Annotated in this window: 20 protein-coding genes; 15 read left to right on the top strand and 5 right to left on the bottom strand. The window is 55.3% G+C overall.

Annotated elements, in window-relative coordinates; genetic code table 11:
- Positions 1 to 92 precede the first annotated feature (92 nt).
- The 4 genes from SD69_RS01925 to SD69_RS01910 form a co-directional block, all read right to left on the bottom strand.
- Positions 93 to 815: a YebC/PmpR family DNA-binding transcriptional regulator gene (locus SD69_RS01925; RefSeq protein ID WP_041521860.1), complete on the bottom strand. Its 723-nt coding sequence runs from the start codon at positions 813 to 815 to the stop codon at positions 93 to 95.
- 110 nt (positions 816 to 925) lie between these two features.
- Positions 926 to 1,765: a CPBP family intramembrane glutamic endopeptidase gene (locus SD69_RS01920; RefSeq protein WP_041521859.1), complete on the bottom strand. Its 840-nt coding sequence runs from the start codon at positions 1,763 to 1,765 to the stop codon at positions 926 to 928.
- A gap of 2 nt (positions 1,766 to 1,767) precedes the next feature.
- Positions 1,768 to 2,913, bottom strand: coding sequence for a GNAT family N-acetyltransferase (locus SD69_RS01915; protein ID WP_041521858.1), 1,146 nt, complete (start codon positions 2,911 to 2,913; stop codon positions 1,768 to 1,770).
- Positions 2,913 to 3,653 (bottom strand): polysaccharide lyase, encoded by a 741-nt coding sequence (locus SD69_RS01910; RefSeq protein WP_041521857.1) that lies wholly within the window; start codon positions 3,651 to 3,653, stop codon positions 2,913 to 2,915. The genes SD69_RS01915 and SD69_RS01910 overlap by 1 nt, the downstream gene beginning before the upstream one ends.
- A 446-nt stretch (positions 3,654 to 4,099) precedes the next feature.
- Between SD69_RS01910 and gspC the strand changes: the two genes are divergently transcribed.
- The 12 genes from gspC to SD69_RS01850 all read left to right on the top strand — a co-directional run bounded on the left by gspC (position 4,100) and on the right by SD69_RS01850 (position 15,813).
- Positions 4,100 to 5,143: a type II secretion system protein GspC gene (gene gspC, locus SD69_RS01905; protein WP_052480812.1), complete on the top strand. Its 1,044-nt coding sequence runs from the start codon at positions 4,100 to 4,102 to the stop codon at positions 5,141 to 5,143.
- Between the two features lie 12 nt (positions 5,144 to 5,155).
- Complete coding sequence (gene gspD, locus SD69_RS01900; RefSeq protein WP_232301134.1) at positions 5,156 to 7,213, top strand: type II secretion system secretin GspD; 2,058 nt, start codon at positions 5,156 to 5,158, stop codon at positions 7,211 to 7,213.
- A gap of 33 nt (positions 7,214 to 7,246) precedes the next feature.
- Complete coding sequence (gspE, locus tag SD69_RS01895; protein WP_041524328.1) at positions 7,247 to 8,773, top strand: type II secretion system ATPase GspE; 1,527 nt, start codon at positions 7,247 to 7,249, stop codon at positions 8,771 to 8,773.
- A 15-nt stretch (positions 8,774 to 8,788) separates the two neighbouring features.
- The gene (gspF, locus tag SD69_RS01890) at positions 8,789 to 10,027 is read left to right on the top strand and encodes a type II secretion system inner membrane protein GspF (RefSeq protein ID WP_041521856.1); all 1,239 of its coding nucleotides are present in this window, start codon (positions 8,789 to 8,791) and stop codon (positions 10,025 to 10,027) included.
- A gap of 102 nt (positions 10,028 to 10,129) precedes the next feature.
- A complete protein-coding gene (gene gspG, locus SD69_RS01885; protein WP_041521855.1) occupies positions 10,130 to 10,573 on the top strand; it encodes a type II secretion system major pseudopilin GspG in 444 nt (147 codons plus the stop codon).
- A gap of 4 nt (positions 10,574 to 10,577) precedes the next feature.
- Positions 10,578 to 11,132 (top strand): prepilin-type N-terminal cleavage/methylation domain-containing protein, encoded by a 555-nt coding sequence (locus tag SD69_RS01880; protein WP_041521854.1) that lies wholly within the window; start codon positions 10,578 to 10,580, stop codon positions 11,130 to 11,132.
- A complete protein-coding gene (gene gspI / locus SD69_RS01875) occupies positions 11,129 to 11,503 on the top strand; it encodes a type II secretion system minor pseudopilin GspI (RefSeq protein WP_041521853.1) in 375 nt (124 codons plus the stop codon). The genes SD69_RS01880 and gspI overlap by 4 nt, the downstream gene beginning before the upstream one ends.
- Positions 11,496 to 12,197 (top strand): type II secretion system minor pseudopilin GspJ, encoded by a 702-nt coding sequence (gspJ, locus tag SD69_RS01870; protein WP_041521852.1) that lies wholly within the window; start codon positions 11,496 to 11,498, stop codon positions 12,195 to 12,197. The genes gspI and gspJ overlap by 8 nt, the downstream gene beginning before the upstream one ends.
- The gene (gspK, locus tag SD69_RS01865) at positions 12,181 to 13,266 is read left to right on the top strand and encodes a type II secretion system minor pseudopilin GspK (protein ID WP_052480810.1); all 1,086 of its coding nucleotides are present in this window, start codon (positions 12,181 to 12,183) and stop codon (positions 13,264 to 13,266) included. Before gspJ ends, gspK begins: the two co-directional genes overlap by 17 nt.
- Positions 13,259 to 14,512, top strand: a complete 1,254-nt coding sequence (gene gspL / locus SD69_RS01860) for a type II secretion system protein GspL (protein ID WP_052480809.1) — start codon at positions 13,259 to 13,261, stop codon at positions 14,510 to 14,512. Before gspK ends, gspL begins: the two co-directional genes overlap by 8 nt.
- Before the next feature lie 2 nt (positions 14,513 to 14,514).
- Complete coding sequence (gene gspM, locus SD69_RS01855; RefSeq protein ID WP_041521851.1) at positions 14,515 to 15,000, top strand: type II secretion system protein GspM; 486 nt, start codon at positions 14,515 to 14,517, stop codon at positions 14,998 to 15,000.
- A 57-nt stretch (positions 15,001 to 15,057) separates the two neighbouring features.
- Positions 15,058 to 15,813 (top strand): type II secretion system protein N, encoded by a 756-nt coding sequence (locus SD69_RS01850; RefSeq protein ID WP_041521850.1) that lies wholly within the window; start codon positions 15,058 to 15,060, stop codon positions 15,811 to 15,813.
- Positions 15,814 to 15,842: 29 nt separating this feature from the next.
- Here SD69_RS01850 and SD69_RS01845 read toward each other — a convergent pair whose 3' ends face one another.
- The gene (locus SD69_RS01845) at positions 15,843 to 16,949 is read right to left on the bottom strand and encodes a BamA/TamA family outer membrane protein (protein ID WP_041521849.1); all 1,107 of its coding nucleotides are present in this window, start codon (positions 16,947 to 16,949) and stop codon (positions 15,843 to 15,845) included.
- Positions 16,950 to 17,163: 214 nt separating this feature from the next.
- Here SD69_RS01845 and SD69_RS01840 point away from each other — a divergent pair, with 214 nt between their 5' ends.
- From SD69_RS01840 to SD69_RS01830, 3 genes are all read left to right on the top strand, one after another.
- Positions 17,164 to 18,849, top strand: a complete 1,686-nt coding sequence (locus SD69_RS01840; protein WP_041521848.1) for an efflux RND transporter periplasmic adaptor subunit — start codon at positions 17,164 to 17,166, stop codon at positions 18,847 to 18,849.
- 8 nt (positions 18,850 to 18,857) lie between these two features.
- Positions 18,858 to 21,041 (top strand): HlyD family efflux transporter periplasmic adaptor subunit, encoded by a 2,184-nt coding sequence (locus SD69_RS01835; RefSeq protein WP_232301133.1) that lies wholly within the window; start codon positions 18,858 to 18,860, stop codon positions 21,039 to 21,041.
- Between the two features lie 176 nt (positions 21,042 to 21,217).
- Entirely contained in the window at positions 21,218 to 22,069 is an 852-nt protein-coding gene (locus SD69_RS01830) for an efflux RND transporter periplasmic adaptor subunit (protein WP_084591455.1), read from the top strand.
- The last annotated feature ends 99 nt before the right edge of the window (positions 22,070 to 22,168 follow it).

The raw sequence follows: 22,168 nt of genomic DNA, 5'->3' as shown, positions 1-22,168 counted from the left end.
GTTAAAAAGAAGGTACGACAGGAGCAGCAAAAGTAAGATCTAAAAAAGCAAAAGCAGTGTGGGGCGCAGGCAATCGCTTGCGCCCCATTTTTTTACCCTTGAATTTCGGCGTTGTGATAGACCCGCTGTACATCGTCGGCGTCGTTGAGCATGTCCAGCAGCTTTTCAAACATCTCTACATCGTCGCCCGAAATTTCGGTGATGGTTTGCGGCACAAACTGGATCTCGTCCACTTCAAAATCCAAGCCTTCGTACGCTTCGGTTAAGGCGTTGCGCGCCTTGGCGTACTCGGTGTTGGGGGCAAACACGGTAATTTTACCGTCTTCGGTTTCAATGTCGGTAACGTCCACTTCGGCCATCATCAAGACCTCCAAAACGGCCTCTTCGTCTTCACCGGCAAACACAAAAATGGCGCTGTGATCGAACATATGGCTTACGGTGCCAGAGGTGCCCAGCTTACTTTTGGTTTTGTTAAAGCAGGTACGCACATCACCGATGGTGCGGTTGGGGTTGTCGGTTAGGCAGTCGACAATCACCATTACATTGCCCGGGCCAAAGCCTTCGTAGCGCGCCGGCGAGAAATCTTCGCCAGCGCCGCCTTTGGCTTTATCCAGCGCTTTTTCGATAACGTGGCTGGGTACCTGATCTTTTTTCGCGCGGTCGATTAAGCTGCGTAGCGCCAGGTTACCGGCAGGCTCTACCCCGCCCTGTTTGGCGCAGACGTAAATCTCGCGGCCGTACTTGCTGTAAACCTTGGCTTTAGCGTCCGAGGTTTTTGCCATGGATTCTTTGCGGTTTTGGAATGCTCTTCCCATTGCCCTATCTCTTGCTTGGTGCCCGCCGTGGCTCGGCGCTGGCGATTCTTGAAAGAGGCAAATTCTACCGGTAAACGACCTTGCAGGGAATGGCCTGATTAAAACGCAGGTTATAGCGTGGGCCACCACTGCTCGGGCAGCCCGCTTTTACGCAGTAGTGCGGCAAAATCCATCGCTAGCGCAATGGCGACGTGCACCGCTACCCCGCCCCAGACGGAGCGTGAGCGCAGCGCCAAGATACCTAAAAACAGGCCAAATAAAATGGCGCCGGTGGCCTCTAGCCACAGCTTTGGAAAGTGAATCATCAGGTAGGGCACGCACATTACCCAAATGGCGTTCGCCCCCAGTGCCGGGCGCAGGGCGTTGAGTAAAAAGCCGCGAAAGAAGAACTCTAAGAAAATAAACTGGCCAATATAGAGGCACTCCCAGGCGATTAGATCCACCCAGCTGCGCTGAGCCAAATGATAAAACGGGTAGTGGTTGACGAAGTCGTCGCCCAGGCTTACCAAATAAACAAAAAACAAAATGGGGCTGACCAGCAGCACATAGCCTAACCAGTGCTCGCGGGTGTCGCCCAGGCGCCAGCCCATATCGGCCATGCGCAGCTTTAACAGGCGGCTAATAACCAGCCAGGGCAGCAGCACGTAGCCCACCAAATGTATAAAGCTCCACCAGGCGTAACCGGCCAGTTGCCGCCAACCGGATTGCTCCAGCTGGCGTACCAGTTCGTTGGCCGGCTGGCCGGAGAGCTCGGCCACGGCGCGCAACAGGGTGTTTAGGTTGGTGGAGTATTTACCGTAGTGCACCAGCAGCAGGCAAACACAGACCGTGGCCAGGGTGATAAACACCCGACGCAAGGCCTGGGGCCGACCCAGCTCGTAGGAGGGTGGTTCGCGGTCGATTTGATCGAGAATGGCAAATAGGTTGGCGCGGGCCAGAAGCTTGTGCAAGGTTAATCCTTATTAAGTGTAGCGGCTTGCGCGTAGGGTAAGTGCGCGGCGGCGTCGTTAAAGTAGCCTTGGGTCATCTCGCCCTCCTCGCGCACAAAGTCTTCTATCGCGGCGGCAAAGCGCGGGTCACACAGGTGGTGGTTGGAGTAGGTTAATACCGGTTCAAAGCCGCGCGCTAGCTTGTGCTCGCCCTGTGCGCCACCGTCAAAGCGCGTCAGCCCCTGGGCAATGGCGTAGTCGATCCCCTGATAATAACAGGTCTCGAAGTGCAGGTTGTCGAACTCGGCCAGACAGCCCCAGTAGCGCCCATAGAGGGTGTGTTGATCGCGTAAATACAGCGCTGCGGCTACGGTTTGTTGCTCTCGCTCGGCCAGCACCAGTACGCAGTGCTCGGCAAGGTTTTTACCCAGGGACTGAAAAAAAGCCTCGTTCAAATAGCCGCCGTGGCCGCTGCGCTTTAAGTAGGTGCGCTGATACAGCTGATAAAAAAATTGCCAGTGGTGCGGCTCGATGGCGCTGCCGGTCAGGGTGGTAAAACGAAAGCCTTGCTCGTGTACCCGGCGCCGCTCTTTTAGTACGTTCTTACGCTTGCGGGAGGCAAACGTGGCGACAAAATCGTCGAATGTGCGGTACTCGCGGTTAAACCAATGAAACTGACAGCCCAGCCGTTGGGTGCTTCCCGTCTGGCTTAATGCCTCGCTGACGCTCTGCTCGGGAAACAGACAGTGCCAGCCCGACAGTCCCTCGCGTTGGCAGTAATCACTCAGCCCCTGGCTAATGGCGGCGAGGGTGGCGCTGTCGGGTTGTCCCAGTAGGCGCGGGCCTCGGCACGGGGTAAAAGGAATAGCGTTGATCCACTTGGGGTAATAACGTTGACCGTAGCGCTGGTAGGCGTCAGCCCAGGCCCAGTCAAACACGTACTCACCGTAAGAGTGCGCTTTAAGGTAGCCCGGCAGCGCGGCTACTAAGGTGCCGTTATCGCGCACCAGTAGGTGCCGGGGCTGCCAGCCGCTGTCCTCGCTTACGGCGTGGCTATCTTCTAGCGAGGCGAGAAACTCGTGGCGCGCAAACGGGTAGTCACTCCCGAGCAGTGCGTTCCACTGAGAGGCGTTTACCGCGTGAATGGATGAAACGAATTCAAGGTGCATTAGGGGCAGGTTTTAGGCTCTTGGGGGTTAAAGGCGGCCAGTACGTCGTCGATGTTATCGGCGGCGCGGACATTGTCGATTAAAATCACCTCTCGCTGGGCGACCCGGTGACGCAACAAGCCGATCTGGGTAAACATTGGGTCGGTATTGTTCACCCGGGTTTGCATTTGGGTGCGGCCCATCGCCTTGCCGTCCAGCCAGATATCGACATAGCCCTGAGCCGGGTCCGTCGACCAGTGTACGGCCATGGCGACATCGTGCCAAACGCCGGCGCTGGCAAAGCCGGGTTTGCTCCAATAGGGCTCGGTGGCATCAGAGCGCGTAAAGCTTAAGGTTTCGCCGATCAGGTTAAAGCGCATTTGCTGCTGCCAGCTGTTACCCGACTCCCAGTACCCTATCTCGTGTTTTACCGACAGCAGCGGCGCGGGTAAATAAAAGCTCCAGCCAATATAAGTCGTGTCGCCCTCGCCTGTCGCCGCGGGCTGGTAGTTAAATTCGCTGCGATTGAGTGCCTCGTTACCGTGCCACAGGTACTTTTCATCGCCGGTAATGGCAATTTGCCCGGCGTATTGCCCCTCGTAAGTGCAGTCACTGGTAATGCTGGCCCCTACCGGGTTGGTGATGTAGGGCCACTGGGAAAGGTCGCCGGTTTCAAAGTCGGCCTGCCAAAGCAGCTCGGCCCGGGCGCTGGAGGCCAATAACATCAGGCTCGCAAGAGTGGCCAGACGTGGTAGGGGCATGGTGGTTTTCCTTTTATAGCAGCTTTTGTATCGCACTGGCGGCATCGATTAATCTCCAACACGTAAAAATATGACGTCGCCGCTTGCGAAATTTTATAAGTGTTGCAATATAGCAAGCGAGTTATTCAGCGTCCAAGCAGGGTGAGCGGGGCCGCGCTAACGCTGAGGCGGCACTGAGTTGAACCCCAACTGCAAAAAAACTGTCACAATGGCCGCGTAGCCTAGCCAGCCCAGTGGCTCCGGTGACAACGTTAGCTTGCGCCCTTTGTGAACTCGGGCCATTTGCAGGCTTCGCTTTTCATTAAGTGTTGCAGTACAATCGGTCGGCTCCAATGGACGGAGGCCGAATAAAAAGCCTGTATCCCCAGTACATACCGCTGTATGTAGGTTAGCCTGCGAAGTACGACAGTAACGAGTTAAACAGGCTCAAATACAACGACTATTTTATGCAGAATCTTACAACGCAAGACCCCGGCATGGCGGGTGGTGATCGGCTTGGCAACGCCCAGCGCCGTGTCTCCCAAGCGTTTCGCCGTGTCCCTGAGCGCCGCTGGAAACAGCTTGCAGGTCTATTGATTCTGCTGTGGCTCACCCATTCGCTGGCACAGCTATTTTGGCTGTTGGTGCCGACTCCCGAGATCCCCGCTGCCGAAATTTCAGCCAACGCCCTGGCCAGCACCGAGGCTAACAGCCAGGCGCAGGATGTAGACGTCGAGCAGCTGCGTAGCTTAACCCTGTTTGGCGCCGGTGGTGGCGACCCCGAAGCCGAGCTTGCCAACGAGCCGGCTCAACCGCTGGAGCCACAAATTGAAGATCAGGCGGTGGATACTAAGTTGTCGCTGGTCTTAAGCGGCATTATAGGCTCGAGTGTTGATGCCTCGGCCCGGGCGATTATCGCCGATGCCAAGACTCAGGCGATCTACGGCCCGGGGGATGAGATCGAAAACCAGCGCGGTGTGAAAGTCGCCAAGGTGCTTAATCAGCGGGTAATTTTGGATAACAATGGCCAGTATGAATCCCTTTGGCTGTACAAAGACGACCCCAACGCGCCCCGCCGTCAGGTGCGCTACGACCCGCCCCCCACTGCTAGCCGCAGCTGGGAAGGCGACGAAGAACAACTAACACAACAAGCAGCCGAAGAGCCGGCTGTGCAGGGCCCGCTTGAGGCGGACCAAGTGAATCAGTCCAGCAGCGAAGCGCCGGACTCGGTGGAGCAAATCAGCCAAAACTTGTCTGATGTCGTGGCCTTTAATATTCACCGTGAGAACGGCCAGATCAAGGGTTACCGCATTCGCCCGGGGCGCAACCCCGACGCCTTTAACGCCGCCGGTTTACAGGCCGGAGATATCGTTACCGGGGTAAATGGCACGGCGCTGGATAACCCCGGCAAGATTATGGAAATTTACCGAAATTTAGGTCAAACCACGTCAGCCAGCCTCGAGATTGAGCGCGATGGTGAAATCGTGACCATTGATGTAGAGCTGCAATAAGTGAGGTTAGTAGTGAGAGCGAGCGTCAAGCGAATCAAAGTCGCCCTGTTGGTGGTCAGCCTGGCGCTGCCCACGGCGGTCATGAGTGCCGAGCAAACCTGGACGGTTAATTTTAAAGACTCCGATATTCAGGAGGTCATAAAATTTATCGCCGAGGCTACCGGCAAAACCATTGTTATCGACCCCAAAGTGCGCGGTCAGGTTAAAGTGATCTCTAACGCGCCGGTTAATGGCGACGAGTTGTACGGCCTGTTTTTGTCGATTTTGGATGTACACGGCTTTACCGCGGTCGAAAACGGCGAAGTGGTGCGCATTGTGCCCAACCGCGATGCCCGCTCACTGGCCATTCCGACGCAGGAGCCAAGCTCTAACGCCAGCGCTCAAGACACCTACATGACCCAAGTGGTACAGCTGGACAATATCAGCGCCGCTAAACTGCTGCCGGTATTGCGCCCATTGGTGCCCCAGCATGGTCATATCTCGGCCTACGACCCCAGCAACGCCATTATCGTTACCGACACCCGCGCCAATATTGATCGCTTACTGAAAGTGATTGCACAAATCGACAAGGCCGCGGTGGTTAGCACCGAGCTGGTCGAGCTGCGCTACGCTCAGGCCGATGCCATCGTTAAAGTGATTCAGCAGCTTGAAAAACCCGACGCCCAACGCGGCAACGCCACCGCCCCGGCCACCGTGGTGGCCGACACCCGTATAAACGGGGTTTTGGTCAATGGCGACGACATGCAGCGCGAGCGTATTAAGATGCTGATTCGCCGCCTCGACCGGCCGCAAATTACCAACTCCAATGTGCGCGTTGAATACCTTAAATACGCCAAGGCCGAGCAAGTGGCCACCGTGTTAAACGGCGTGCTGCAAAACATGCAGAAAATGGAAACCGCTGAAGGCGGCTCGAGCGGCAGTAATCAAATTAAGGCCAGCGTGCAGGCCGATGAAGACACCAACGCGATTTTAATTACGGCCGATGGCGACACTTTGCAGTCGTTGATGGTGCTGGTCGAGAGTTTGGATATTCGTCGTGCGCAAGTGCTGGTTGAGGCGATTATTGTCGAGCTAGAGGACACCGATAACGCCGAGCTGGGTATTGAGTGGATGTACAATGGTGGCGACTCTGGGTTTGGAAGTTCGACACTGGGGGGGGACGGCACCTTAGCTGGTGTAGCTACTGGTGCTTTGTCCGAGGGTGATGGTGCCACCGCGGCACTAGCAGGGAGTCTTGCTGGTATCGCCGGGCAAGTGTTTGGTGTGGGCCGCTTAGGTGGTGGGACCGATATGTTGGCTGTGTTAAAAATGCTTAAAGCCAACGGCTCGAGCAATATTCTATCCACGCCGAGCTTGTTGACCACCGATAACCATGAAGCTGAAATCTCCGTGGGTCAAAATGTGCCGTTTGTGACGGGTTCTTACACGGGCACGGGTACAGGTGCCAGTAATCCCACAAACCCCTTTCAGACTGTTGAGCGTAAAGATGTGGGGATTTTGTTGACGGTGACGCCCCACGTTAACGATGGCGATACGGTGGTAATGGATATCGCGCAAGAGATTTCCAGTGTCGATGATTCCTCCACTGGCACCTCGGGCTTGGTGACTAACTCGCGTAAGATCAATACCCAAGTGATGGCTGCCTCGGGCGAAATCGTCGTACTGGGTGGTTTGATCAAAGACGATGTTAGTATGAGCGAAACTAAGGTGCCTTTTTTAGGGGATCTCCCTATTTTGGGAAACCTGTTTAAAAGTCAGAGCAGCACCAAGCGCAAAACCAATTTGATGGTGTTTATCCGTGCCAGTGTGATGCCCGACGATGCCATGCTTATGGGGGCTACCGCGGATAAGTACCGCCATATTCGCGATGAGTTGATAGAGCGCCGCAGCCATACTAATTTAGTTACCAGCAAAGATGAGATGCCGATGTTGCCGGTGTGGGAGGAGCAGCTGCGTCGCGTTCAGGCTCAGTACCAATATCAGGAAGAGGCCACCGAGCCGGATAACGCCACCGGTGGCAACGAAGACAAAATCCCGCCTGCCGAAGGCCGCGCCAAGGCCAAGGAGTAAGCGGTGAATAGCGAGATTTCTGAACCGGCCGAAATGCCCGAGGAGTTTGAAGAGAGCGCCATTCTGGAGGACGAAGAGGAAGAGCTGGCCGCCAGCGCCGGCGAGAGCCCGCGCCTGCCGTTTAGCTACGCCTCGGACCACGGCGTGATGATCGACCCCGAGCAGCCACACACGGTGTTGCACAAACCCGGTTTAAGGCTCGATGTGTTGACCGAGCTGGCGCGCTATTTTGACGGCGATATGAGTCTTGAAGAGTTGCCGGCCGATGTGTTTCAGCAGCGCTTAACCCGCGAGTACCAAAGCAGCGACGGTGCCGCCCAGCGCGCCGCCGAAGATTTGGGCAACGAGTTTGATTTGTCCTCCATGGCCGATGATCTGGCCGATCGCACCGACCTGCTGGCCGGTGACGACGACGCGCCGATTATCCGGCTGATCAACGCCATTCTCTCGCAAGCGGTGCGTGAAGAGGCCTCGGATATACACCTGGAGTCATTTGAGGATCGCGTTTCGGTGCGCTTTCGGATCGACGGCGTATTGAGCGAGGTGCTCTCGCCCAAGGCTGAATTGGCCCCGGTACTGGTGTCGCGTTTAAAAGTGATGGCGCGGCTCGATATCGCCGAAAAACGCCTGCCGCAGGATGGCCGTATTACGGTGCGGCTGGCCGGACACGCGGTGGATATTCGTGTCTCGACGATTCCTTCGGCCCACGGTGAGCGCATTGTATTGCGTCTGCTCGATCAGGCCGCAGGGGCATTGTCGCTCAACGATTTGCAAATGCCCGAGCAGGTGCGAGACCGCTTTGCCAAAGCGCTGGGCCGCCCCCACGGTATTATTCTGGTCACCGGCCCCACCGGCTCGGGTAAAACCACGACGCTCTACTCGGGCCTCAGCCACATTAACCACCCCAGCCGCAATATTCTGACCATCGAAGACCCTATCGAGTATCTGCTGCAGGGGATTGGTCAAACCCAGGTAAACACCAAAGTCGATATGACCTTTGCCCGTGGTCTGCGCGCGATTTTGCGGCAAGACCCGGACGTGGTGATGATCGGTGAGATTCGCGACTCCGAGACCGCCGATATTGCCATTCAGGCCAGTTTGACCGGCCACTTGGTGCTCTCTACCCTGCACACCAACACCGCCATTGGCGCCATTATGCGGCTTAAAGACATGGGGGTGGAGCCCTTCCTGCTGGCCTCGAGTGTTGAGGTGGTGATGGCGCAGCGGCTGGTGCGCAAGCTGTGCCAAGAGTGCAAAGAGCCTTACGAGCCGGTCGAGGCCGAGCGCGAGATGCTGCAGTTGCCCGCCGGGCAAATGGTGTACCGCCCGGCCGGTTGTAACAAGTGTAACCAAATGGGGTATCGCGGCCGTAAAGGTATTTACGAGCTGATCGAAATCAACGAACACATGCGACACCTCATCCACGAGGAGGCGGGCGAGCAAGAGCTGATCTCCGAAGCACGTAAACATTCGGACTCCATCAGTGCCGACGGCCGCCGCCTGGTTATTGAAGGCATCACCAGCCTGGAAGAGGTCCTGCGGGTTACCACCGCAGGCTAAGCCGGGAGTTACCGTATGGGAGCTTACAGTTATCGCGCGTTAAACGAGTCCGGCAAAACCGTAAAAGGTATGCTTGAGGGCGATTCCGAGCGCCAGGTTCGCGCCCAGCTGCGGGCCAAAAAGCTTAAGCCACTGGAGGTAAGCGATGCCGGCAACGCCAAGGTGCGTTCGGGCAGCGCCAAGCCCAGTGGCCGTTTTAGTTTTCTGCCAACCGGTCAGCCCAAGTTAAAGAGCCGCGATTTAAGTTTGGTGACACGCCAGTTAGCCTCTCTAATTAGCTCTGGGCTGCCCTTGGACGAAGCGCTGCAAGCCACCGCCAAGCAGGCGCAAAAGCCGGCGGTAAAGCAGGTGATGCTGCAAATTCGCACCAAAGTGCTGGAGGGCTTTAGTCTGGCCCAGGCACTGGCTGAGCACCCCGGCTCGTTTGACGATATGTACCGCGCCATGGTGCGCGCCGGCGAAAGCTCGGGCTTTTTGGGGCCGGTACTGGATCGGTTGGCCGATTACACCCTAAACGCGCAACAGCTGCAGTCGCGCTTAAAAACCGCCATGATCTACCCGATTGTTTTGTTGGTTATCAGCTTGGCGGTCATCGTCGCCCTAATGACGTTTGTGGTGCCGGATTTGGTGAAGCTGTTTGCCCACTCCAAGCGCGATTTGCCCTTTTTGACCGAGGCGCTGATTGCCACCAGCGATTTTATTGTGGGTTACGGGATCTGGGTATTTTTGGCCGGGATCGGTGTGATGTACGGTATTAAGCGGTTGCTTAAAAACAAATCGCGTCAGCGCCGCTGGCACAAAATCCAGCTTAGGTTGCCGGTGATTGGTAATGTGGTGAATCAGTCAAATTCGGCCCGTTTTGCCTCTACCTTAAGCTTGCTAATGTCCAGTGGCGTGCCGCTGTTGCAGGCGCTGCGTATCGCTGGACAGGTAATGACCAACCGGGTACTGCAAGAGGCCTGCGAAGATATCGCCAACCAAGTGCACGAGGGCACCAGCCTTAACCGCGCCATGGAAAAAGCCGATTGTTTTCCACCGCTGTTGGTGCAAATGGTGGCCAGTGGTGAAACCAACGGCACCCTGCCCACCCAGTTGGAGCACGCCGCGCGCGATCAGCAGCGCGAGCTGGAAATGGTACTGGCGGTGTCGCTGGGTTTAATGGAGCCGGCCACTATTGTGCTGCTCGGTGGTGCCGTGCTGGTAATCGTGTTGGCGATTTTGCAGCCCATTTTTGAAATGAACAAGATGGTTTGATGGGGCCTTCGGCTTACGGTCGGACGCTTTTGCCGTAAACCTCAGACATTTATTAATGTCGCCAAGCGTAACGCTGGGCGCTAGACACAACGGAGTAAGCAAATGAAACAAACCAACCGTCAAACAGGCTTCAGCTTGATTGAAATTATGGTGGTGGTCGTAATTATTGGCCTGCTGGCCAGTATTGTGGCGCCCATGGTATTGGATCGCGCCGATGAAGCGCGCATCAATAAAGTGAAAGCCGATTTTAAAAACATTCAAACCGCGCTGAATTTGTACCGCATCGATAACTACGTTTATCCCTCTAGCGAGCAAGGCCTCGAGGCTCTGGTAACCAAGCCTGCCCTGAGCCCGGTGCCGCGCAACTGGCGCTCCAGCGGTTACCTGGATCAGCTGCCCACGGACCCATGGGGCAGTAAGTATTTGTACATCAGCCCGGGCGAAACCCGTGAGTACGACATCTACACCCAAGGTGCGGACGGTGTGGCTGGTGGCGACGGCCCCAATACCGATATCAGTGTTTGGGATCAGCCCGAAGAGCAGTAATTTTATGCGCCGACGCTTGAGCCAACAGGGCTTTACCCTGATCGAGATCATGATTGTGGTCATGATCATCGGCTTGAGCGCGGGTATGGCAACCTTAGCCTTTGCCCCGGATGACACCACCGAGCTCGAGCAAGCGGTGGATAAGTTTATGCTGCAGGCCGAGTTTGTCAGCGAGCAAACCGTGTTAACCGGTGAGGTGGTAGGGTTGTTTGTCGAGCCCCGCTCGGCGCGCGAAGGCGATACGTGGTGTTATCAGTGGCGCCGCTTTCGCAATAGTGCCTGGCAGCCAGTCAGTGATTTTTTACCCGACCAATGCTTGCGCCCAGAGGTGGAGTTGGAGCTGGTGGTCGAGGGCGAGCCCTACGAATATGAAGAGCGCGAAACAACCCCCAAGCCGGTGTTGATGTTTTACCCCAGTGGCGAGGCCAGCCGGCTAGAGATGGCCTTGTTTACGCGCTTTGAAAGCGACGAAGTCGAGCGCGTGCAAATCGATATGATGGGCGATGTGCGCTGGCTTAATCGCGAGCAAGAGCTGGCCGAGCGGGAGCGCGAGCTGTGAACAAGCTGCGCGGTTTTACCTTGATTGAAGTCATGGTGGCGCTGGCGATTGTCGCGACGGCCTTGCCGGCGCTGATGATGTTAATCACCAGCCAGCTGCAGGGCGCGGGGTTTACCCGAGAGAAAACACAGGCGTTTTGGATTGCCGAAAACCAGCTAACGCGCTTGCAAATGCGGCGCAATTTAATTGATAACTTTACCTTGCCCGACACGCAAAATGGCGAGTTAGAGCGCGGCGGACAAACCTGGTACTGGGAGCTCGAAACCCAGGACACCGAGGTGGAAGATTTTAAGCGTTTGGATATTCGTGTCGCGCTGGCCGACGACAAAGAGAGTTATCTGGCGACTTTGACGGGGTTTATCAGTGAGTAGCCGGCAAACGCAAGCAGGCTTTACCCTGATTGAAGTGGTCATTGCGCTGGCGATTACCGCAGTGATTATGACTTTTAGTTTTCAGGCCTTTACCACCGCCGAGCGCAGCGCCACGGCCAGCGCCGAGGTAATGGCGCGCATTAATGAGTTAGACCGCACCTGGCAAATTCTGGGGCAGGATTTACGCAATATTTTAAGCCCGGTTAACGCCAGCGAAGACCCCAATGTGCCGGGGGGGATACGCCGGCCGTTTCGCGGTGCGAGTGTGTACGACAATACCTCGGGCGAGCAGTTGGTGTTGCAGTTTACCCGCGACAACTGGCTCAACCCGATGAACCGTCCGCGCAGCGATTTACAACAAGTGGTGTACCGCATGAAAGACGGTACTTTGTGGCGTGACTATCGCCCCGAGCGCAACCTGGTGATCGAAGACTGGCTGTTTGCCGAAGACATGATCCAACAGCAAATGCTCACCGGCATCAGTGAGATGGAGCTAAAGTTTTTATCCGGTCAGCGCGCTGAGCGAGAGGCCCAAGGCGTGTTAGAAGGCGATGATTATTCCCGCGACTGGGACGAGAGCTGGCCCACGAACAACCAGAGCCAGTTAGACACCAGTACGCCGCTGGCGGTGTTGGTAAGAATCGAGCTAGACGACGGATTGGTAAGTGAGCGCTTGTATGACATGGCCCACTAACCTGCCACGGCGCCAGCGCGGCTCAGTACTGATTTTGGCTATCTTAATCGTGGCCATGGTATCGGCGTTTGCCATTAAGGCCTCGCGCGATTACCAGTTGAGTATGGCCCGGGCCGAAGCCCGCTGGCACGGCTCTCAGGCGCGGGCCTATTTATCGGGCGCCGAGAGTTTAGCCATTTATTTTTTAGAGCTGGACGAAGAGCTTGAGGTCGACAGTTTGCTCGAGCCCTGGGCACAAGAGCTGCCGCCTTTTCCCGTCGAGGGCGGGGTGATTTTGGCACAAATAGAGGATGCCTCGGCCAAATTAAATATAAACGATGTGGTTGCCGCCGAGGTGAAGCAAACCGACGGCGCGCCCAATGACCCCACACGTTTTAGTACAGAACAAAAACATTTTTTGCGTTTGCTGCAAAGCTTTGAAGAGCAGTACCCGGTTACCGAAGAGCAAGCCATTAGTATTGTAGAGGCCATGGTGGATTGGGCCGATACCGACGATGACATTACCGGCTATAACGGCGCCGAGCGCGATTATTATCAGTCCCTCGACCCTATGTATTTGCCGCCCAACGCCGGCATGTTTACCAGCGTAGAAGAGCTGCGTTTGGTGCGTTACATGACCGGAGAATTAATGACACTGCTGCGGCCGTTTATTACGGTGCTGGACCCGGGGAGCAAGTTAAACGCTAATACTATGCACCCACAGTTACTGCGCACGTTCAACGCCGATAATGTGTTGGCGCCGTTAACGCCCGAGCAAGTAGGGCGAGTGATGCAGGACGCCGAGCTAGAATACGGGCCGGAAAACCCTTTTGCCGACAACCCGGCCTGGAGCTCAGTGGTGAGTGGTGAAGGTGGTGTAAATACCGAGATGGCGACTCACGCGAGTAACTATTTTCGCGTGACGACCCGGGTACAGTTGGGCGATCAGCGCCGCAGTATGCAAAGCTTGCTGCAACGCACTGACGGTGACATTAAAGTCATCGCACGGCGCGACGTGTACGACTACATACTCGACTTAGAACGGGCGGCAACGCCCACGACTATCGGACAGACGACAGACAATGAGTGATCATCTGACAATCTACATCGCCCATTACGGCGGCGACTACACTTGGCTGCGCCGGCGAGAAGGCTTGCCCGATGAGCTGGGCAGTGGCAGCAGCGCCCAGCTCGCCGAGCAACTTGGCGACCGGCCGCACAGTGGCGCCGCCATTAATGCGCGCTTGATTGTTGGTGGGCCGCAAGTGGTGGTACGCAGGCTGAAATACGCCGAGGCCGAAAAACGTCATTTGCGCCGTTTGATGCCGTTTCAGCTTGAAGAAGAAGTGATTGGTGATATCAGTCAGTTTCACTTCGCTCTAGGTAAGGCCGTCGATGGTGAAGTGAGTTTGGCCTACACCGAAAAAGCCCGCCTGAGCGAGATATTTGCCGAGTTGGCTGAAGTGGGCATTGAGGTAACCGAATGTTTACCGGCGGCCCTGTTGCCCAGCTTGATAACCACCGAGCAAGAGGACGAGGCAGCGCAGGATGTTTGGGCGCTGCACTGGCAAGACGGGTTGGTGAATGTGCGCTACGGCGAAAGCGCGGGCTTTACTGTTACCAGTACCAGCCTGGGGACGGCGTTAACCATGCTGTTAAACGCCGAAAACCGCATCGATACCTTGCCGATGCTAAGTTTGAGTGCGCCCGATGAAAACCAACTGGCCGCGCTTGAGCAAGCGTTGCCCGCCTCGCTCGAGGCTGCCACCGGAGAAACCCGCATTGCCGGCATATGGGATTACGAGCCCGATGCCCATATGGTGGATTTGTGTCAGGCGGAATTCTCGCAGCGCTTGCCTATCGAGCGCTGGTGGCGCAGCTGGCAGTGGGTAAGTTACGCCGCCGCGGCGGCGCTGATTGTGTACGTTGCCGTGTTGCTGTTATCGCTAAATCAATTGCAGAACGAAAACTTAGAAGTACGCCGCGATATCGAAAAGGTGTTTCGCACCGTGGTACCCAACGGCCCGGCGAATGATCCCGAGCGGCGCTTGCGCATTATGGCTAGCGACTTAGCGCCCAAAGCACAAAGCGGACAAACCGTTGCTCTGTTGGCGGCGGTATTACCCGAGCTGGATACCCGTGATGAGATTAGCCTTAAAGGTATTTATTACACCGCCGAGGCGGGTGATCTATCGCTGAATTTGCAGGCCAGTACGTTTAATGCAATTGAGTCGTTGCGCGGTGCGCTGGAGTCCAATGGTTTGACGGCCGAATTGCTGTCGGCCAATGCTCAGGGTGACAATCACTCGGCGCGGCTTAAAGTAAGACGGAATTAATCATGAATAAACTCTTTGAAGCTCTGGCACGTTACAACCGTCGCGAACAAACCATTTTATTGGTAGGGGCGCTCGCAATTATTTTGTACGTCTTGTGGATGGCAATACTGTCGCCTTTGCAAGCCAAACGCGAGCAACAATTGCTGACCAACGCCTCTACCAGCGCCGCTCTCGAGCGGGTAAAAGTGATGGCGGCTAAAATTCAGCAGGGAAAGCGCGACAGCGCCGCGCAATCGAACAATAGCGGCGGCAACATTAGTCAGTTAATTGATACCACCTTGCAGGCCAATGGCTTGCGTATGAGCGGTTTTCAGCCCGGTACCCGGGGTGAAGTCCGGGTGCGTTTAGACGACGTTAGCTACAGTGCAATGATGCAGTGGTTGTATGACATCGAGTATCAGCACAACGTGAGTATTCTCGACCTGTCTATCGCAGCCAGTAGCAGCGCGGGTAAAGTGACCGCCAATGTGCGCCTGCGCAGTCAATAGGCCGGCAGGAACAACCGGCGGACCAATCAGTTTTTTATGGGATAAGTGACAGCAACCATGTCGAAAATTATTTGGATTTTACTGGCCGTTGTTTTCTGGCTGGTGTTTGTGATCGTACAGATTCCCGCCAGTTGGGGTGGTTATATGATGACCCGCAATGGCGCGCTGGCGCTGACGGGAATTTCGGGCACCTTGTGGCACGGTCGTGCCAGTATGGCCTCGGTAACCATCGATGGTCGCGATTACTCGCTCGGCGAGTTAGATTGGCAGTTGCACCCCATGAGCTTGCTCACGCTGCGCCCCTGTGCGGATTTAACAACCAACCTCGAGCGGCAGCAGGTCTCGGGCACCGCCTGCGCGGGTCTGGGCAACAAAGTCACCTTGCGCGATACCGATATTAGCGTACCGGCCTCGTTGGTACAGGATTTACCCGACAACATAGAGTTGTCAGGTCAGTTATCGGCACACATTAAACAACTCAATATCAAGCAACAAAATCTGCAAGCGTTAGAGGGTAATTTAAGCTGGAGTGGAGCGCGTTTAAACAACGGTCAGCGCTGGTTAAATTTAGGCGCTTTTGCCGCCGAGCTATCGGCCACCGACGCCGGCGAGATTTACGCTAACGTGTTCTCGCTTGACGGGCCGATTGATTTACAAGGCAATGTCACTATGCCGCTTACCGGTGGTGTGAAGATTGATGTGGACTTTACTATGACCGACGCTTTTAGCCGCGATGTTCAGGCCGAGCAGTGGCTGCCAATGGTTGCCACGCCGCTGGATAACGGTCGGCAAAAAATCCAAATGCAGCTGTAAGCCGCTCACTTGATGCTGGCCACCGATGCTTAAAACGAGTGGCCAAAGCGAACATAGAGCCCGTGGTTCTCCCCCTCACCTTTCGCGATATCAAACGAAATCACGATTTGCTCGGACGGCTTTAGCAAATATTGCCCGCCGACGCCAACACTGGTGTAAAGGTTTTCACTGTCGTCACAGTGTTTTTTATCACCATATAGGCACGTAACGCCGGCAAACACATTGATGCCGAATCGCTCTTTCAAATGCCAGCGGTACTCGCCCTCGATGGTGGTAGAGTTGGGAGCCAGATACTGCCCCCGGGTGTAACCACGCAAGCCAATACTGGAGTAGGCGCTGGCTGGCGCATCGTCGGTCCAGCGGCCTTGAACCCGGTACGCCAGTAGCCCTCGCTTGGACACACTAATGTAGTGCTTAAACTGGGCGCGGTAAGTGTCGAAGTCTTGTTCGCCGCCCAGGCTTTCGCGATAGGCTAAGTTGCTGGCGTTAAACAACATACCGGCTTGTGGCGAATTTTGATTGTCGCGACTATCAAAGGTGGTGGCGAGGCCCACCGCGCCGGAGGTGTAACCGGCAAGGCCCAGCTCGGATAGAATTTCTCCGGCAATAGCGTTATCAACATCAATAAAATAATTGGTGTAGGCGGCCTGCGCCCCAATAAACCAGTCGCTATGAATGTTGTGCAAATAACGCAAAAAGGCGAACTTCATATTGTCGGTCGTCGAAACTTCCTGTCCGCTGCCCAGGTAATCATCGTAATCGTTGGGAATTTTGCCGTTTGACAGTAAGGCGATGAGGCGTTTGCGGTCGCCGTCCCAATAGGTGCGACCAAACAGGCTGGCGATGACCGCATCGGTATCGCTGTATGTGGCGTTTAGTGCGACCATCGAGGAGGTCGAGGCTGGGTCTATCTTGTATAAATAGCCACCTAAAAAGCCCACCGAACTGCCTACTTTGGGGTTACTGCTTACCGTTGGCACCAGCAACCAGGGCGAAGGTTTTTTTGCAGGCGCAGCGGTTTCAGCGGCGGCTGTGTCACCCTCCGCGTTGCTGGCCTCAGAGCTGGCGTGCAAGTAGCCGGGTATCGCGAAGGTGCAGGCAAGCGCTAAAGATTGCCACTGCTTGGGCGTAAACATAACAACATCCTGGTTTTTACAGTCAATAAAAGGTGTACCGCGGCTTATGCCTGCGTCTGGTCGCCGATCAAGTATAGTCGTTATATGATGAGCTGCGCTGGCAAATCTGTGCGCTAACAGCCAATATATCGGGCCTTTAACCGCCATAGTTGCTGAGTGCCAATACATAAATAACACTCGTCAGCCATATTATAATTACCCTATAGTTACCGTTATGCAGAGTTTAATTCCGTACCAGCTATGGCTGCGATTGCAGTGTCAGGCCCTGCCGCCAATTGCGAGCGCTGTACTGGTTCGTCTGGGTGGCGATAACAACGTTACGCCAGTGGCCAGTTGGCCGGCATCGGGCGGTTGGCATGACACATTGGGACAGATTGCCAGACAAGCGTTAAGCGAACAGCGCATCAGTTTGCTGGAGCATGGCGAGCACCAGCTGTTGTTGGCGCAACCGCTGGTGCAACAGCAGGCTCTGGTGGTGACTCTTAAACAGAGCGATCGGGAGACCGTGAGTGCGGTGTCCCGGCGCCTAAAAGCCGATGCTCGTTGGTTTGAGCTCGTGACAAATCAGGTACAACCGCTGGGCCCGGAAGCGCTATACAGCCTTTTTACCGCAGTGTTGCACGAGGCGAGTGTTGTCGAGTCTTGTTTAACGCTGGTGAATCAACTGTCGCATTGGCTTGGTTGCGAACGGGTGGCCGTGGGTTTGGTCGATTCGCGCTCGGTGCTATTACAGGCGGTATCCAATAGCGCCGATATTGATCCGCGCACCCGCGCTAACGATACCTTAAAGCGTGCGATGCAAGAGATTGTCCAGCAGCGTCAAGAGATAGGCGTTAAAGCGACAAAAGAAGACCAACATCATCCGCAACATTGGGAGCTGCTGACGCAAACGGGTGCGTTAGCGATTGATTCGCTGCCGCTGATGTTTGGGCGAGAACTGGTGGCGATCGTAACACTACAGTGGCACCAGTCGCCAGATGTGGAACGGTTAGCAGCGCTGCGCGCGCAGCTAGCAAACATTGCCTCTGTAATGCACTTTAAGCGCTTGGCCGAGCAGCGCTCACTGCGCAAGTCTATAAGGCATCAATGGCAAGGCAAAAAAAGAGCGTCGTGGATTGTTGCTACGGCAGGATTCTCGCTGTTGTTACTGGTGGGGTTTCTGCCGGTAGATTACCGTATCGCCGCCGATGCCCAGCTGCAGGGCGCTGAAAAAAATATGGTGGTGGCAAAACAAGAAGGGTTTTTGGCCGAGGTGATGGCGCGACCCGGAGACCGTGTCGAGCAGGGCGAGCCTTTGGCGCGACTGGACGAGCGCGAATTGCGCCTGGAGCGCCGTAAGCTCGCCGCCCAATTACAGCAGCTACGGCAGGAATATAATAATGCTCTGGCTAATTCCGAGCGCGCCAAAGCGGCGATCGCCGCCGCACAAATAGATCAGGCCGATATAAAGCTGCAGCTGCTGGAGCAGCAATTAAAGCGCACCCAGGTACTCGCACCGATTGCCGGGGTCGTGGTATCCGATGATATTACCCAGTCAACCGGCAAGCCTTTACGTATGGGAGAGGTGTTGTTTGAAATTTCCTCCACTGATCAATTTCGGGTTATTTTGTACGTCGATGAACGGGATATTGTTCAGGTACAACCGCAGCAAACCGGCACGCTGGTGCTGTCGAGTTTACCGAGCGAGCGTTTTACTTTTTTGGTTGAACGAATAACCCCTGTCAGCGCAGTGCGCGACGGGCTCAACAGGTTTAGGGTAGAAGCCAGCCTGCAAGGACCCTCGTCGCTGGTACAACCAGGAATGACCGGGACAGCAAAAGTGCTAGTGGGCCGGCAACCGCTTGGCTGGATTGCATTGCACCGACTGATCGATTGGTTTCGCCTGCGGCTGTGGTGGTAGTCGCTGGTATGTCGTCTCCAGCGTTAACCCCGACCGGCACCGATACGGCCAACCCTATGTGGCAGCAACTGCAGTCTTTACGCCCCATGTTAGCCAGCCACGCCAGTTGTAAGCCCCGAAATTATCGCGGTGAACTGTTTTATGTGTTACACGATATAAACAGTGCCCGCTTTCACAAACTTAGCCCGCCCGCCTATGAGCTCATTGGCGCCATGAATGGCCGGCGTGACTTGTCAGAGGTGTTAAGGGTTGCAAGCATCCAGCTGGGTCAGCAGGGGTTCAATGAAATTCCCGGGCCGCAGGATGTTATCGAGCTGCTGCAATATTTATTCGTCGCAGACTTATTAATCTGTGATATTCCGCCGAGCACACAATCGCTGTTTGTGCGGCAGGGGGAAAAACGCAAACAGCGCTGGCGCCGACTGTGGGCGAACCCTTTGTCCTGGCGTATTGTGCTGGGTAATCCCAACCGCGTATTAGATCGCTGCAGGGGCTTTGCACGCGCGCTAACAACATGGCCGGTGGCGTTGCTGTGGGTAGTGCTTGTAGTCACCGCAGTGTTACAAGCGCTGTTGCATTGGCCGCAGCTGAGCGCGGTATCGATGGACACCCTGCTCTCGCCCGGCAACCTAATATTACTATGGCTAACCTACCCGCTATTAAAAATAATACATGAGCTCGGCCATGCACTGTATACCAAAGCGTTTGGTGGGGACGTTTACGAGTGCGGCATTGTGTTTATTTTGGGTGTGCCTTTGCCTTACGTAGACGCGACGGCGGCCACCGGCTTTGATGCTAAAAGCCAACGGCTAATGGTTAGCGCTGCGGGAATGGCCGTTGAGTTATTGCTTGCCGCCGTGGCGCTGTTGTTGTGGTTAGTGGTGGAAAACACCCTGGCAAAAGCCATTCTATTTAACGTGGCTCTACTCGGCAGTGTGTCAACGCTGCTGTTTAATGGTAACCCGTTGCTTAAATTTGACGGCTATCATTTGCTTTGTGATCTGCTGGAAACGCCCAATTTAGCGTCGCGGGCGAAGTTGCAATGGCGCTACTTTGTCGAGCGCTTTGGCTATGGCGTAAGCGACGATCGAGGAGAGGCGCGCAGCGCGGCCGAGTCGGTGGGGTTAATCGGTTATGCATTGGCCGCTTACGCCTACCGGTTTTTAATTCTGGCGGTTATCTTTTTTATTCTGGCTCAGGTGTCGCTGTGGTTGGCTGTGGTGCTACTTGGCTGGGTCTTGGGCTTTCAGTTGTTTTGGCCACTGCTTAAATATATTCACTATTTATGGCGGGGCGAGGCTCTTAAATCACATCGCGGGCGGGCTATGGCGGTGGTGTGTGTGACGGTGATTACGGTGTTTGGTTTGTTGTTTGTGGTGCCGCTGCCGCTTAGCACCCAAGCGGAAGGTGTGGTTTGGCTACCGCAAGAGAGCCAGATACGTGCCGGTACCGATGGCGTCATTGCGACGATCGACGTAAACGAAGACCAAACCGTCGGGGCCGGTACACCGATTATGCAATTGCATAATCCGGCACTGGTTAATCGCTATCACTTAAAGCAGGCGGAGCTAAAAGAGTATCAGTTGCGCTATGAGCAGTTTTTTGCCTCTAACCGTGTCCGCGCTAATGTTTTGCGCGAGGATTTAGCGGTGCTGGCCGAAGAAGTCACCGACCTAGAGCGGCAGGTGGCACGGCTTAACGTCACCAGCCCGATGACTGGTCGGGTATATTTGGCCGGCGCCGAGCAGTTGCCCGGTCGCTTTTTATCTCAGGGTGATATAGCGGCCTACGTGGTAGCACCTGAGGTGGTGAAGGTGCGTGTGGCACTGACGCAAGAAGAGGTGGGCGGAGTGCGTCAGGCTACGAGCCACGTGAGCGTGCGCTTAGCCGGCGATCTAAAGCGGCAATACCAGGGGAGCGTTGTTCGGCAAGTGCCGGGGGGAACCTATCGCCTGCCTAGCCCAGTGCTGGGAACGCAAGGCGGCGGGCGCTTGGCGACTAAAACGTCTGAGAATGGCCAACAGCAGAGTGTACAGCAGATTTTTTTATTGGATGTGGCCCTCACAGAGGAGGTGCCCGCCCCCTTCTATGGTCAGCGAGCTTATGTGCATTTTTCTCATCCCCCCGAGCCGGTGGCCCGCCGCTGGTATCGTCAATTGCGCCAGTTGTTTATTCGTCAGCTCGGTCAATAGCTATTTAATATTGATTTTATTGGGTTAATTATATTTTTCTATCTTGGTTTTTTGTGTACTGCCAATGTGACGGGGTGTCATGCTAGACTCGAAAAACGTGATACATCTCACAGTTCTAAAGTGAGCGATCGCGGTGCCGATAATACTTATAATAAATACACGAGTGATCTTAAGGTATGAGCTGTAAATCCCCCGCAAATATTGGCTTCTGGTCGTTAATCGCCCTACTCGGTGGTGGTTCGCCTGTGCTTTGGGCGCAGCAAGCAGAGCCCGGCCTTGCGTTAAATTGCCGCATTGAACCCTATATGCAAGTCGAGGTGAGCTCGGCGGTCGAGGGGGTAATTGCACAGATGTTGGTCGATAAGAACGCTGTGGTTAAAAAGGGCGACACTCTGGCCAAGCTGGAATCGGGGCTCGAGGCTGCTACCGTCGATTTACGCCGGGTGCAGGCAAGCCTCGAGAGTGATATTTCGTCGCAACAGCTAGCGCTGGAGTTTGCCGAGCGAGCCCTCAAGCGGGTGGAGGATCTGTACGGTAAAAAAGTGGCTTCTTTTGCCGAGTTGGATAAGGCTAAAACCGAGCATGCACTGGCTTTGCAGCGCTTAGAGCAGGCCAAAGACCGGCAGCGCCAAGCCGAGTTAGAGTTAAAGCGTGCTGTTGAGAACCTAAAACGTTACACCATTGTCAGTCCGGTGGATGCGGTGGTAACCGAGCGTTATAAACAACCCGGCGAGCACGTCGACAACGAGCCCGTGATGCGCTTGGTGCAGCTGGACCCGCTGCGGGTAGAGGTTTACGCTCCGGCTAATTTGTATGGCCAAATTCGTGAGGGCTCAAGCGCCCGTGTTAAGCCAGATATCAATAGCGGCCAAGAGTTTTATACCGCCCAGGTGAGTTTAGTCGATCGGGTTATCGATGGTCCGAGTAATACCTTTGGAGTTCGCTTGACTATACCTAACCCCGAGCAAGCTTTGCCCAGTGGCCAGCGTTGCACGGTACGTTTTGCCAGCGTGCAGGCGACACCATAATAATGACGAAGTAAGCACGAAGGGCAGATAAGATCTGCATGCTAGCTTATAAGCGCGCAGTTTTAGTGAAGATTTGATCTACTGAAGAGCTGTTTGGGC

Source organism: Gilvimarinus agarilyticus, from assembly GCF_000832015.1.
Classification (GTDB): Bacteria; Pseudomonadota; Gammaproteobacteria; order Pseudomonadales; family Cellvibrionaceae; genus Gilvimarinus; species Gilvimarinus agarilyticus.
The sequence above is the reverse complement of the archived record's forward strand: the minus strand, read 5'-3'. Positions and strand labels throughout refer to the sequence as shown.

Bases quoted from the DNA above. Each gene is read 5' to 3' on its own strand.
- SD69_RS01880 (WP_041521854.1), top strand. From the start codon at position 10,578: ATGCGCCGACGCTTGAGCCAACAGGGCTTTACCCTGATCGAGATCATG.
- gspM (WP_041521851.1), top strand. From the start codon at position 14,515: ATGAATAAACTCTTTGAAGCTCTGGCACGTTACAACCGTCGCGAACAA.
- SD69_RS01840 (WP_041521848.1), top strand. From the start codon at position 17,164: ATGCAGAGTTTAATTCCGTACCAGCTATGGCTGCGATTGCAGTGTCAG.
- gspF (WP_041521856.1), top strand. From the start codon at position 8,789: ATGGGAGCTTACAGTTATCGCGCGTTAAACGAGTCCGGCAAAACCGTA.
- SD69_RS01925 (WP_041521860.1), bottom strand. From the start codon at position 815: ATGGGAAGAGCATTCCAAAACCGCAAAGAATCCATGGCAAAAACCTCG.
- gspL (WP_052480809.1), top strand. From the start codon at position 13,259: ATGAGTGATCATCTGACAATCTACATCGCCCATTACGGCGGCGACTAC.
- SD69_RS01835 (WP_232301133.1), top strand. From the start codon at position 18,858: ATGTCGTCTCCAGCGTTAACCCCGACCGGCACCGATACGGCCAACCCT.
- SD69_RS01915 (WP_041521858.1), bottom strand. From the start codon at position 2,913: ATGCACCTTGAATTCGTTTCATCCATTCACGCGGTAAACGCCTCTCAG.
- SD69_RS01830 (WP_084591455.1), top strand. From the start codon at position 21,218: ATGAGCTGTAAATCCCCCGCAAATATTGGCTTCTGGTCGTTAATCGCC.
- gspC (WP_052480812.1), top strand. From the start codon at position 4,100: ATGCAGAATCTTACAACGCAAGACCCCGGCATGGCGGGTGGTGATCGG.
- gspG (WP_041521855.1), top strand. From the start codon at position 10,130: ATGAAACAAACCAACCGTCAAACAGGCTTCAGCTTGATTGAAATTATG.
- SD69_RS01845 (WP_041521849.1), bottom strand. From the start codon at position 16,949: ATGTTTACGCCCAAGCAGTGGCAATCTTTAGCGCTTGCCTGCACCTTC.
- SD69_RS01850 (WP_041521850.1), top strand. From the start codon at position 15,058: ATGTCGAAAATTATTTGGATTTTACTGGCCGTTGTTTTCTGGCTGGTG.
- gspE (WP_041524328.1), top strand. From the start codon at position 7,247: ATGCCCGAGGAGTTTGAAGAGAGCGCCATTCTGGAGGACGAAGAGGAA.
- SD69_RS01910 (WP_041521857.1), bottom strand. From the start codon at position 3,653: ATGCCCCTACCACGTCTGGCCACTCTTGCGAGCCTGATGTTATTGGCC.
- gspK (WP_052480810.1), top strand. From the start codon at position 12,181: ATGACATGGCCCACTAACCTGCCACGGCGCCAGCGCGGCTCAGTACTG.